The sequence below is a fragment of the Bacteroides sp. 519 genome (genome assembly GCF_010500955.1).
Taxonomy (GTDB): Bacteria; Bacteroidota; Bacteroidia; order Bacteroidales; family Bacteroidaceae; genus Bacteroides.
This window is the reverse complement of sequence record NZ_QVMJ01000001.1, coordinates 296,068-308,008: the sequence shown is the minus strand read 5'-3', so window position 1 is coordinate 308,008 and position 11,941 is coordinate 296,068. Positions and strand designations below refer to the sequence as shown.

10 protein-coding genes are annotated in these 11,941 nt (G+C 39.5%); 5 read left to right on the top strand and 5 right to left on the bottom strand.

Translation table 11 applies throughout. From position 1 onward, the window contains the following. Nucleotides 1–5: 5 nt before the first annotated feature. The 3 genes from D0T85_RS01320 (at nucleotide 6) to D0T85_RS01310 (ending at nucleotide 1,593) form a co-directional block, all read left to right on the top strand. Nucleotides 6–284, top strand: coding sequence for a helix-turn-helix domain-containing protein (locus tag D0T85_RS01320; RefSeq protein ID WP_025003738.1), 279 nt, complete (start codon nucleotides 6–8; stop codon nucleotides 282–284). A gap of 305 nt (nucleotides 285–589) precedes the next feature. Then, nucleotides 590–1,084 (top strand): dihydrofolate reductase family protein, encoded by a 495-nt coding sequence (locus D0T85_RS01315; RefSeq protein WP_163209430.1) that lies wholly within the window; start codon nucleotides 590–592, stop codon nucleotides 1,082–1,084. A 53-nt stretch (nucleotides 1,085–1,137) separates the two neighbouring features. After that, nucleotides 1,138–1,593 (top strand): hypothetical protein, encoded by a 456-nt coding sequence (locus D0T85_RS01310; protein WP_163209428.1) that lies wholly within the window; start codon nucleotides 1,138–1,140, stop codon nucleotides 1,591–1,593. A 109-nt stretch (nucleotides 1,594–1,702) separates the two neighbouring features. Here the strand turns inward: D0T85_RS01310 and D0T85_RS01305 are convergent, their stop codons facing one another. Both D0T85_RS01305 and D0T85_RS01300 read right to left on the bottom strand, forming a co-directional pair. Then, nucleotides 1,703–3,784: a type IA DNA topoisomerase gene (locus tag D0T85_RS01305; RefSeq protein WP_163209426.1), complete on the bottom strand. Its 2,082-nt coding sequence runs from the start codon at nucleotides 3,782–3,784 to the stop codon at nucleotides 1,703–1,705. A 28-nt stretch (nucleotides 3,785–3,812) separates the two neighbouring features. Next, the gene (locus D0T85_RS01300; RefSeq protein ID WP_163209424.1) at nucleotides 3,813–5,297 is read right to left on the bottom strand and encodes a DUF3945 domain-containing protein; all 1,485 of its coding nucleotides are present in this window, start codon (nucleotides 5,295–5,297) and stop codon (nucleotides 3,813–3,815) included. Between the two features lie 184 nt (nucleotides 5,298–5,481). Here D0T85_RS01300 and D0T85_RS01295 point away from each other — a divergent pair, with 184 nt between their 5' ends. Beyond that, nucleotides 5,482–6,786 (top strand): hypothetical protein, encoded by a 1,305-nt coding sequence (locus D0T85_RS01295; RefSeq protein ID WP_163209422.1) that lies wholly within the window; start codon nucleotides 5,482–5,484, stop codon nucleotides 6,784–6,786. A 61-nt stretch (nucleotides 6,787–6,847) separates the two neighbouring features. Here the strand turns inward: D0T85_RS01295 and mobC are convergent, their stop codons facing one another. From mobC to mobA, 3 genes are read right to left on the bottom strand one after another with little or no spacing between them, the layout of a single operon-like run. Continuing rightward, entirely contained in the window at nucleotides 6,848–8,857 is a 2,010-nt protein-coding gene (mobC, locus tag D0T85_RS01290) for a conjugal transfer protein MobC (protein WP_163209420.1), read from the bottom strand. A 24-nt stretch (nucleotides 8,858–8,881) separates the two neighbouring features. Then, a complete protein-coding gene (mobB, locus tag D0T85_RS01285; RefSeq protein WP_163209418.1) occupies nucleotides 8,882–10,144 on the bottom strand; it encodes a conjugal transfer protein MobB in 1,263 nt (420 codons plus the stop codon). Further along, nucleotides 10,129–10,566, bottom strand: a complete 438-nt coding sequence (mobA, locus tag D0T85_RS01280) for a conjugal transfer protein MobA (RefSeq protein WP_039420007.1) — start codon at nucleotides 10,564–10,566, stop codon at nucleotides 10,129–10,131. Before mobA ends, mobB begins: the two co-directional genes overlap by 16 nt. 609 nt (nucleotides 10,567–11,175) lie before the next feature. On the opposite strand from mobA, the gene D0T85_RS01275 reads away from it, so the two are divergent. Beyond that, nucleotides 11,176–11,940 carry a ParA family protein gene (locus tag D0T85_RS01275; protein ID WP_163209416.1) on the top strand — a complete coding sequence of 255 codons (765 nt, stop codon included), beginning with the start codon at nucleotides 11,176–11,178 and terminating at the stop codon, nucleotides 11,938–11,940. Nucleotide 11,941: the final 1 nt, after the last annotated feature.

Sequence of the window (11,941 nt, the reverse complement as noted above, 5' to 3'; positions counted from 1 at the left end):
TTGTTATGAATATAGATAGAGAAACATTCATCGCTTGGATGGAACGTATAATGGACAGGTTCGATATGACCGAAAAGAAAATCGACCGATTGGCAACCCAGCGTAATTGTTTGGATGGTGAACAGCTTTTGGATAATCAGGATTTGATGTTTCTTTTAAAAGTTAGCCTTCGCACACTCCAACGTTATCGAAAAAAAGGTATCCTTCCGTATATAAAACTGGATGATGGTCGATGCTATTATAAAGCTACCGATGTACATAAATTGATTCGGGAGAAACTGTAAAAAATAATAGCTTATATCACCGACTTTCAGTATCTTTGCAGAAGAAAATTTGAGATAAAAAGCTGAAAGTTAATCTTTCAGAATTTATATATAACATAACGTTCGCAGAACGTCTCGATACGAAAACTGGCAATTTTCAAAAGAATAGGGACTACTGTGCAATGTCTATGCTATCGTTGTATAGCGTGGGCTTGCCTGTCTTCTATTCTTAGGTATGCCAGTACCTCGTATCGGAGCAGTGTGAGTTCCACGCTTCTTTTTGATGGGCTGGCGAACAGTTTTATAACTGTTTAATACCTATTGACATGGGAATCTTAAAAGCGCAAGTAGCTATATCTCTTGATGGGTTTATTGCCCGTAAAGATGGTGAAATCGACTGGATTACAAAAGAGGTAAAAGAATCTATCAGCAAAGTATATAGTTCCGCAGAAACGCTGATTTCCGGCACAAATACCTATAATTTTATTTTTGAACGGTGGGGTGGTTGGCCATACAAAAGTAAAAAGACTTTTGTTGTCGCAAATACCCCTATAAATACTATTCAGGAAGAATATTTAGCTTTCATAACCGACAATCCTTTCGATGTTATTCAAGGATTGAAAAAAGAAATGGAATCCGATTTGGTAGTTATTGGGGGCGGTAAACTTATCACATCTTTAATCAATACCGAACTGCTGGATGAATTGACAATTTACACTATTCCTATCATGCTGGGAGAAGGAATACCTTTTATTGGAAGGACTATTGGTTCAGAATGGGAATTGACACATTCAAATACTTATCGAATAAAAAAAAGTTAGTTATTTGTTCACTTTTCAAGTTTTGAATATATTTATATATAAAACAAAAAAATATGGATGATAATGCTTTACCGATACTATATAATGGCATAATTTATTATAGTATAGAAATTAACGACATATCTTCTTTAGAAGATGTTAATGTGGATTTCCCTGTTGATATTATTAAAGAAAACAAGTGTATCCAAAATTCTTGTTATTGTGCAGAAAACATCGGATGCGATTGTGTTGAAGGGGTTGTGGTAGCAATACTCAATAGAAGCTTTCATGTATTTTGTCATTGCTGGAATATAAAGGGAAATCAAGACTTTGATATTACTAAAGAAATTATATTAGATAGTAAAGAGCCTAATACTAATTATATATATTTCCCTTTTAGCAGACATCTTTATACAGAATATGAAGCTAAATATGGCAAAAACAAGGATGATTATGGATATATAAATGATGGTATCTATGAGTTCCAAAAAACTATAAATAGCTTTATGGAATCTCAAGTGAAAAAATGAAAAGCACCCAGTGTCCCCACCGGGTGCTAACCACAAAAATCCTCAATTACGGATAGCATAAAATCTATTCATAATGGAATTTTCTGTGGTAAAGATACGGAATTTCAGATTATTTCCTTGATTTCCCTTTCTTTTCAGGGAAAACGAATACCACATTGAACTGGTTGTCAAAAGCCAGTGAAGCATCAAAGGGCTTTCCGGCTTTACTCTTGAAACCTTTTATCATTCCGGTTTTCTTTATTGTTACCAGTTCCGTAATCTGCTTATCCGTTAATTGCTTATCGCTTTTGTTTCGGAAGATAACCAGCCCACAATCAGCATTATCACACTTTGCCACTTTCGGATACAGCAGGATCCGAGCTGTCCCGCATTTCGGGCAGGTTAAATCCTGCTGCGTTGATAAGGTGAGCTGTACCCCTAAAAGTTCGCTGGTTATCTGTGAAGCATGAACTTCTGTACTTTTATGGAAGGTATCGGGATTCATATCCCCGCTTTCAATCTTGGATAGTGCGTTTTCCCACATACCCGTCATTTCCACATCTGCGATTTTCTTGTCCCGGACTATATCGTAAACCGCCAGTCCTTTTTCGGTCGGCACAAGGGCTTTTTTCTCCCTGACAATATATTGGCGGGTAAAGAGAGTTTCAATAATCGCTGCCCGTGTCGCTGGCGTACCGATACCGGAATCCTTCATACTGGCTTTCAGTTCTGTATCTTCCAGTTCCTTTCCTGCATTTTCCATAGCCGATAGCAACGAACTTTCCGTATGTAGTGGTTTGGACTTAGTCTGCTTTTCCAGCAACTCAATATCGAAAAGGGGTAAATTATCACCTTCATTTAATACAGGTAAAACGGTATTTTCTTCGCCTTCTTCTTGGGCGTTGAAAACAGCCCGCCATCCGGCAGATTTTATTACTGTTCCTTTGACTGCAAAAATACTCTCGCCACTAGTGAGAGAAATTGAAGTAACTTCCTTGACACACTTTTCCGAAAAAGCTTCCAGCATCCTTCCGGCAACCAGTTCATATATTGCCTGTTCATCCGCCTGTAAACTGCCGGGCTTATTTTCGGTAATAATCAGGGCATGGTGGTCGGTAACTTTCTTATCGTCCACCGAACGCCGATTCAGGTTGCTACCTTTCATTGATTTTGCGTAGCCGGCAAACCGGTCGTAAGTTTCCAGTAGGGAAATTCGTTCCGGTATTTCATCGAAAATGTCCTGTGATATATAACGGCTTCCGGTTCGGGGGTATGAAAGCAGCTTGCCTTCATACAGTTTTTGTGCAATGGACAGCGTTTTATCTGCGGAGAAATTAAGTTTTGTATTGGCTTCCTTCTGCAAGGTAGTAAGGTCATACAAAAGCGGTGGTTCTTGGTTCACTTCCTTAAATTCCACTGACTTAACCTGCACCTGACCGCTATCCTTTATTATTTGCAGCTTGTCGATGGCAGGTTGCTGGCTATCGAATTTTTCTTCTGAAAGGGCTGAAAATTCGATGCTATCTTTCCCGGTTTGTAATTTCAGTTGCCAATACTTCTGTGGAACGAAGTTCTTGTTCTCAAGATAACGGGAACATATCATCGCCAGCGTGGGTGTCTGTACCCGTCCCAAAGAATATGTCCCTCTTCCGGCAGCTATACTTAACGCTTGGGAAGCATTAATGCCGATAAGCCAATCTGCTTCGCTTCTTGCCTTTGCCGACCGGAAAAGGTTGTCGTACATTGTCCCGTCCTTGAGATTCTGCAATCCGTCCCGGATGGCTTTATCCGTCAGGCTGCTTACCCATAAGCGGACGAAAGGTTTCCGACACTCAAGATATTGGTAAATGTACCTGAATATCAGTTCACCTTCTCTTCCGGCATCAGTTGCAACGATAATCTTATCGCATTGGTCGAATACTTCTTTAATAATCTTGAGTTGCTTAACCGTCCCAGTATCGGGCTTATATCCTTTGTCGGTTTTTACCTGACGGGGAATAAGCTGGAACAACTGCGGTAGTATGGGTAAATTTTCCCGCCTGAAGTTTTCGATTCCGTAGGCATCAGGCATGGCAAGTCCGACCAAATGACCGAACGCCCAGGTAACGATATATCCGTTACCTGAAATGTTCCCGTCATTCTTTTGTGTTGCTCCCAGTACGGTGGCTATATCCCTTGCCACACTGGGCTTTTCTGCTATTACTGCTATCATTATATAATTGGATTTTTGTGGTTAATAATTATTTCATTTTGCGACCTTGCGACTTTTTAGGTTTGTCGTTTTTTTGCTCTTCTTTCTTTTCTTCACGCTTTTTCTTCTGTTCCTCGGTAGGTGTAGCCTGTCCGGGCTTCAAAGGTTCTTTCGTATGCTTGGTCGCTTCGTTCGTTTTGCCTTCGGAATTGACTGCTACCTGTGTTTTATGTTCGTTGGCAGGGGTTATTTCTTTGGCTTTCTCTTTCGCTTTATCAGGATTGAATTTGTAGAAATCCAGCTTTCCTTTTCCATGGTTTACCTTTACATAGGCATTATATTCCTGACCTTCTTTATCTTTCAGCCCTTTTACATAGATGGTTTTATCCGCCCGCAAATCAGCCTGCTGTTTGTCGGATAATTCCACCCCTGCAAGGGATTTGGGAATACGCACCCCTTTGGGCTGGTCGTTCTTCTGCTGTTGTCCCTGTTGCTGGATTTGCTTTTGCTCTTTTTCGGGAAAGATAAATTCAAGGCTGCGTTTTTCCGCATTGACCTGAACGAAGGCAGAAAACGGTTTATTCTTGGCAGAAATCATATTTTCAAGGAATACCGCTTTACCTTCCATCAGAGCTGCTTTCTGTTTTTCATCCAGTTTAACACCTTTAATTTCATCGGGGAGTTTGAGGAACGAAGCCTTCATGGATACCAGTTCATTGGTCTGTTTGTCGATGCTGATAAAAGAAGGTACAAGTTCACTTGTACGGTAATTTTTCACATCCACAATTCTACCCATGTTTCCGGTTTCCCGGAGATTCTTTTTGTCTTCATCGGTAAACTGGTGTCCAAAGAACGGACGGTCAAGTTCCGGTTCTTTACGGATACCATGAATTGCCAAAACCACATTTCCTTCACTGTCCGGACGAAACGAAAGACGGGCATCCGTTTTCATTACCATTGACCCGAAGTTGGCTTCAATCGGAAAGGTAGAAGGGGACTTATATCCACGCAGCATAGGTTCTAAAGCCTTTGACTTTTCAAGCTGTTCTTTGGTGATTCCCAGATTTTTCAGGTCGTCCCAGTTGATTTTGTTAGGGTCAATGAAATACTTGTTCGTATCAGGTTTCTGTTCCTGTGTTGTGGATTCTTTCGGACTTTCCACTTTCAGGTCTTTAGGCTCGATACGGATTTTATCAAGCATTTCATCGGCAGCAGGTGTCGGGTTCTTGATATTCTCCTGAATGATTTTGACTGTCCGTTCGGTGTCTTCGGGGGCTACTTTGAAGAAACTGAAACGGGTCGGGTCTTTTAGCTGGCTGAAAAAGTTCTTCAAGAAATTTTCAAGAGCGTTACCCTGCTTATCCACTTTCAGGAAATCATTGTTATGCTCATGCTTTGGCGGAACAGTTTGCAGTTCCCCGTTTTCATCAATACCCTTTACGGCATTAATCGCTTTCTTTTCCTTGTCAAAGACAAGAAGAATGTCCATCATCTGTTCATCAGAGCCGGACTTGTTGTTTGAATTTACATCCATAACTTTAATTTTTAATGGTTAATAAAAAACTTATCGAATTAAAAGTACGGATGAAATAGTGTATATATTAAGTTGTGGCGTTAGGTGTCGCAGGTTGGCTTTATTTGTCTTTTTATTGATAAAATAATTACTAATCATCTAGATATATGTATATTTGAGCTTTAAATCTTTATATCTGAAAAATATGCTTTTAATAACAATCAATATTGTATTATATTACCTTCTTAGAAAATTAAAGTTAAATAGTCAAATTGACAATGAGAAATACAAGAATAATTTATTTTTGTTATTAATCTCAACCTTTGTCAGTTTACTTTACTACACTTCTCCGATTTCTGAGTTGGGTAGAATAACATTTTTATTAACGAATATTCCAGCATATATTATCACTGGTCTTTTAATTGTTTCCATAGGGAGAAAATTTAAAGTTTATTTGGGAAGACAAGTAGATGAAAACAAAAAAGACGATGAAGTAATAATTGAAGAATTTTTGAACAAACTATATAATAATGAAAATTTTCATACGGCATTTTCGACATCACTACCAAAGGGGAAAAGTGATGAGGAATTTGGGATTGATTACATACCATTTATATTACAAAATATAGATGATAGACGAAGACGTTTTAAGGAAAACTCAACTAGATTTTTTCAATGGATAATAGGGTTAGGATTAATTTTCATTATTATTGTATGTGCTCTTGGTTTTATTCTATTAAATGATGATTCCATTGGATTAGGGAGAAAAGTGTCTAAGATTCAGACAGAATTAGGAAATACGAATAATTATTTAAGTAAATTAGAATATGACTCTTATAAAAATAGGACTGATTTTAAAAATAAAACAAAACTTATAGATGTAAAAAACAACCTAGTTAAGGATAGTACATTATTAGTAAAAGATGAAGTTACTCGGTTTGTTGATATTGTTAACAAATACGAAAATGATTATGATTTTGAGGCATTGTTGTTAGAATGCAACAACATAAAAAATACCTTATATGAAAAAAAAGATTACTCTACCGAAGCAGAGAATATAAGAAATGTATGTGAAAAAATTGAAGATTATCAAAAAGAATTAGAAAAAATTAAATTAAATCTTTATCACTCAACTAATGAAATTCAAAAATTGATACCACAAATTCAGAATGAGATAGAAAAGCCCCAAAATAAATTATACGAAATGATTAAACGCTTAATACTAAGCGTTGTTATAATTTCTTTCTTCCTTGCAATCCTTAGATATATTGCAAAATTATATCAATACAATTACAGCTTAATGGTTCAAGCTGAAAATGAAGATTTATTAATAAGGAAATTTTATGTATCATTAAAGAATACAGATAAAAACAATGAAGAAAGAATGATTGTATTAAGGAGTTTCTTAAAAGAATTTGAACTTGAAGTAAATAAGGATTCTAGTACTTTATCAAAAGAAGATGCAGGTATGCTTAAGGAGTTAATAAATAACTTATTAAAAAAACTATAAAGACAATGGGTTGTATCAAAATGAATACAACCCATTCATTTTGCTAAACAGACAGATTTTCTCACTCCTCGCTTTTCACCAAATGCTGTAACTCCGGGTCGTTCTTGATACGTTCCATTTCATCAATGACAATCTGCTTTACATCCTGCTTTATCTGGTCATAATTAAGTTGGATTTGCTCTTTCATCAGGTCATTGCCATTCGCATCTCGGAAGTCGATAATCTCCGGTATCTTTTCATAGCGGGCTGTTTCACGCTTTACCTTCTCGTTGTCCACTACAATTTCAGCATGGAAAATCTTTTGGTCTATTCGTTCATCAAAATTATCACTGACCGCACCCACAAACATCCCCTGCGTAAGATTGGATATTTTACTGGCAGGTATCAGGCTGTCCATCTGTGTACTGATTGAGGTAGATTTATCCTGACGGTTGATTGTCATAGACTGGCGTTTCTGCAAAACTTTCCCAAATCGGTCTGACAATGTTTTTGCTGTTTCTCCTACAACCTGACCGCTAAAAATATTTCCAACTGTATTTTGGATTACTTTACTTTCCTTATCGCCATAATCCCTTGTTAGCTGGCTGTAATCCTGAAAACCCAAACAGACTGCCACTTTATTAGAACGGGCGGTAGCTATCAGATTATCTAATCCCCTAAAGTAAATCGTGGGCAATTCGTCAATTATAACCGAACTTTTAAGCTGTCCCTTCTTGTTTATCAACTTTACAATACGACTGTTGTACAGTCCCAAAGCAGCGGAATAAATATTCTGCCTATCGGGATTATTACCGACACAAAGTATCTTCGGTTCGTCTGGGTTATTAATATCCAGCGTAAAATCATCACCCGTCATTACCCAGTACAATGCCGGGCTTATCATCCTCGATAGCGGTATCTTAGCCGATGCGATTTGCCCCTGTAACTGGTCTTGGGCTTGCGATTCCCACGCATCCATAAAGGGAGAAAGATAGTTTTCCAATTCCGGGTAGGAAGTCAGGATAACGAATGTATCTGCATACTTCCGGTTCAGGAACTCGATGGCGTGCGGGAACGTGCAATACTTTCCACCCTTATATATCTTGAGAAACCAAATAATCGCAGCCAGCAGGATAATCGGGGATTCCACAAAGAAGTCGCCTTGCTTCTGAATCCAGCTTCGGTTCAGGTTCAGCATAATGGTGTATGCCGATTCATAAGCATCCGATATATCTGTCATAAAAGCCGGATTGATAGGGTTACATCGGTGGCTTCGGCGTGGGTCGTCAAAATTGATAACATAGAAGGTGGGCTTTACTTTATAAGCATCCGAATGGTTCATCAGGTGATTGTAAGCGATTTCCGATAAGTCCGGGAACTTATAATCATAACAGTAAAGTGCAAAACCCTTCTCTATCTGTTGTTTAATGTAATTATTCACCACTGCATAGGATTTACCACTACCGGGAGTACCCAGCACAATAGTAGCCCGGAACGGGTTTACCACGTTTATCCATCCTTTGTGCTGTTTTTTCTTATACCAAAAACGTGATGGAAGATTTACTGAATATTCATTCTCCATCAGGCGGGTTTCCTGCATGAAGCTTTCGTTCTCCAAATTGAAAACATCGTCCATCATATTGTTTTTGAGTAGCCGGGACATCCATACCCCTGCAACCAATAAACATAAATATCCGCCCGCCATTGACAGGATATAAAAGGTAGCGTTCGCCGAAAGTGGTAATGGCAAAGACAGCATCCACCAGTTCAGGAAAAACAGGATAAAACCAATAGCAAGGAAAACGTAAATTTTTGTCCATGTTACCTTTTCTTCCTTCACTCCTTTTGTCCCCAAACAACTCAAGGCAAGGAATATCACTGCAAATACTTTCGTTATCAGGATATGGCTGAACAGCCCTGCGGTTCGCTGAAAGTTTAATAGTATTTTATCGAGTACGCCGATATTGATACCCCAGTTTACTATCGACTGGTAACAAAACCAGTAGATATTGATTACCACAAATAAAATACTGATTGCCCGCATAAAGTCCATGACTTTGGCAAGTCCTCTTAAATCATCTTCATTTTGCATAATTGATTATTTTTTAGATTGTTATTACATCTGCCGTCCGTAACGGCGTTTTTTCTTTTTCTTGGGAGTTGGCGGGGTTTTATCATTCCCAGCCGATGAATCGCTGCCACCGGGCAGGATGCTGAAAAGACTTCCGATTGTAGATTCCCCGTTTTCAGATTGTCGTTCTGACGGCACGAACGGTTCTGCCGAAGGTGTGAACGGTTCTTTTGGAACAGCCTGTTTTGTGTATCCCTCGTTTACATGGGATTCTCTAAACAGGTCATTAAATACATTAGCAGAAAATTCCTTTCCTAAACGAGAGCCGTTCAGGACGGCTTTGTTTTCGTGGTCGATAAAGGTTGCACCATAGATGCGCCCTTCCGGGTTCTGCCGGAATACAACTTCAATACCTTTTTCTTTCAGATTTTTTTCAAATTGTTCCTTTGAGCCGGAAGCTTTCAACGCTTCGCTTATCCAACCTTTGATATTGGCTTTCAGTTTACCGTCTTTCCATTTGGTTGCTGATTGTCCTATCTTGCGCTCCAATGCTTCATAACCGACCGACTTACCCAGCCGGAAAGACTTGATGGGATTACCTAACTTTTCGCCTTTATCATCGGTTGCGGAATAAACTATACCGTTATAAGCCTTGCCCCGAACTTCTCCTTTGACTTCTTCCGCACGTACATTGTATAATGATAATAGGGTATTCAGTTCCCCGATACTCTGGAACTGATAGGTATTAACAACGCCTTTAACCGTATTGGAAAGCTGGTGCTTTACATCGCCCGCAGCATAATCGACCTTTTGGAACTGGTAGTATTCCTGCTGCTGTTTCTTTTCAGCAGGATGCAGACCGTATTTTCCTTCCAGTTCCCGTGTAATGTCCTTGCTCCGGCGGTGTTCAAACTTATCATTCAGTTTTTTGCCGTTCTCGTCCACCCGTAAGGATACGATATGCAGGTGGTGGCGGTCGATGTCTTCATGCTTGTAAACCATGTAGGGCTGATTGCCATAACCCAGCTTCTCCATATACTCCTGTGCAATCTCCGATAACTGTTCATCCGAAAGTTTATCGTCTGGGTGCGGATTCAGGGATATATGGATTATGGGCTTTTCGGTTTTGATGTCTTGGGGCAGGTGCATTTCAAAACTTTCCATGCAACGCTGGATGTTGAAATTACCGTCTTCACTTTCAAACATCCGGTTGCTGAAAAGCACCTTGCCTTGTTCTTCATCAACCTTATTCTGATTGTATGCCAGCGCACCGAAAAGCGAACTTCCCACATTTATTTTTGCAACCATCGCTGTTCAAATTCCTGTGTGAGTTCGATAATTTTCCGGCTTAATACCACCAGTTCTTCGGTCGCTTTTTCCAATTTATAGAGAAAAGAAAGGGCTTTCTTTTCGGTAAAATTGGTATTCAGAGCCTTCACAATCTGATTATAATTCACGCCTATTGCCCGGAATTGAGCGTAAAAAGTTGTCAGGCGTGTGTAATAATCGACTGCTGCCTTATCAATTTTTATCACTTTGAATGAACCGCCAAAGATTCTTTCTATGATAAAATGCGCTTTCGTCCGCATACCGGACTGTTCAAAAAGAGCCAAAAAACGGGCATGGTCAGTTGCATTGAAGCTGACCGAATACCGGAAAACTGCCGGGTCTGCCTTTGGCTTTCGTCCTTTGCCACCGGATTGTGGCACATTCGTTTTTTCTTTTCCCATACCATTATTTTTTTAAGGGTTTACGACTTCGGAGTACAACCCATCCCGGCTTGTCCGGGCAAGGGGTTCTAAGCTGCTGAAAGAATTTCAAGCTGCGCAGAACACACCTTGCTATTTGCACGGCGCAAATAAAATCCGTCATGGGACGGATTAGCAGTTAGCCATAAGATAAATGAACTCCGGGAAGCTATTGAACGGATGCCTTTTTATCGGTTCAAATAAGATTCCGGTGCAAAGTAACAGGGATTAATTATGCTGTGCCATAGCACATTATAGGACAAGCGAAGCCATCTAAAGCCATACGAAGCCACTTTCAAAAACGGACGGTTTTTCTCCATTTATTTGTTCTCGAAATCAGGATTGAAACAGATAAGTAAAGCGGTAAATACCGATAGAAATATTGGAATGAACCGGGCAATATGGAAAGACTGGTTTACTGATTTCAAGAAAGCAAGAAATACTGAAATCAATATTTCAAGCAATCAATAAAACAATATGTCTGCAAGTCGATAAAGACAGATTGAATTACAGATAACAATATGGAAATCAATACTGCACAGAATGAAGCAGTCAATCAATAATGAAGTAAAACAATAAAGAATTAAAGAAATGAAGAAAGAAACATTATTAGTAGCCTTCTCCACCCAAAAGGGCGGGGTCGGTAAAACCACTTTCACGGTATTGGTGGCAAGCTATCTCTATTACCTGAAAGGCTACAATGTAGCGGTTGTCGATTGCGACTACCCGCAGCACAGTATCAGTGCCATGCGTAAACGGGACGGTGAACAGGTAAACAATGATACCAATTACAAGGTGCTTGCCTTTAATCAGTTCAAAGCATTGGGAAAGAAAGCCTATCCGGTCTTGTGCAGCACTCCCGAAGCTGCCATCAGTACAGCCGAAGAGTTCCTGAAAACAGAGCCGATGGAAATGGATGTGGTCTTTTTCGACCTGCCGGGAACGGTGAACAGCGAAGGTATTATCAGTTCGCTGGCTTCTATGGACTACATCTTTACACCGATTACCGCCGACCGGGTGGTACTGGAAAGCAGTCTTTCATTCGCCATGACGGTAAACAACCTGCTGGTACAGAATGAAGCTTACCGGATACAAGGTTTACACCTATTTTGGAATCAGGTCGATGGCAGGGAGAAAACCGACTTGTATAAAATTTATGAAAATACCATCGGCGAACTGAAATTACCCCTTATGAAAACCTTTATCCCGGATACCAAACGCTACAAAAAGGAACTGTCCGGTGATAAAACTTCTGTCTTCCGTTCCACTCTGTTCCCTGCGGATAAGCGAATGATAAAAGGCAGCAACCTTGAAGAGTTGGTGGCTGAAATAGGATACATTATAAAACTATACTAAT

Bases quoted from the DNA above. Each gene is read 5' to 3' on its own strand.
- D0T85_RS01320 (WP_025003738.1), top strand. From the start codon at position 6: ATGAATATAGATAGAGAAACATTCATCGCTTGGATGGAACGTATAATG.
- D0T85_RS01315 (WP_163209430.1), top strand. From the start codon at position 590: ATGGGAATCTTAAAAGCGCAAGTAGCTATATCTCTTGATGGGTTTATT.
- D0T85_RS01310 (WP_163209428.1), top strand. From the start codon at position 1,138: ATGGATGATAATGCTTTACCGATACTATATAATGGCATAATTTATTAT.
- D0T85_RS01305 (WP_163209426.1), bottom strand. From the start codon at position 3,784: ATGATAGCAGTAATAGCAGAAAAGCCCAGTGTGGCAAGGGATATAGCC.
- D0T85_RS01300 (WP_163209424.1), bottom strand. From the start codon at position 5,297: ATGGATGTAAATTCAAACAACAAGTCCGGCTCTGATGAACAGATGATG.
- D0T85_RS01295 (WP_163209422.1), top strand. From the start codon at position 5,482: ATGCTTTTAATAACAATCAATATTGTATTATATTACCTTCTTAGAAAA.
- mobC (WP_163209420.1), bottom strand. From the start codon at position 8,857: ATGCAAAATGAAGATGATTTAAGAGGACTTGCCAAAGTCATGGACTTT.
- mobB (WP_163209418.1), bottom strand. From the start codon at position 10,144: ATGGTTGCAAAAATAAATGTGGGAAGTTCGCTTTTCGGTGCGCTGGCA.
- mobA (WP_039420007.1), bottom strand. From the start codon at position 10,566: ATGGGAAAAGAAAAAACGAATGTGCCACAATCCGGTGGCAAAGGACGA.
- D0T85_RS01275 (WP_163209416.1), top strand. From the start codon at position 11,176: ATGAAGAAAGAAACATTATTAGTAGCCTTCTCCACCCAAAAGGGCGGG.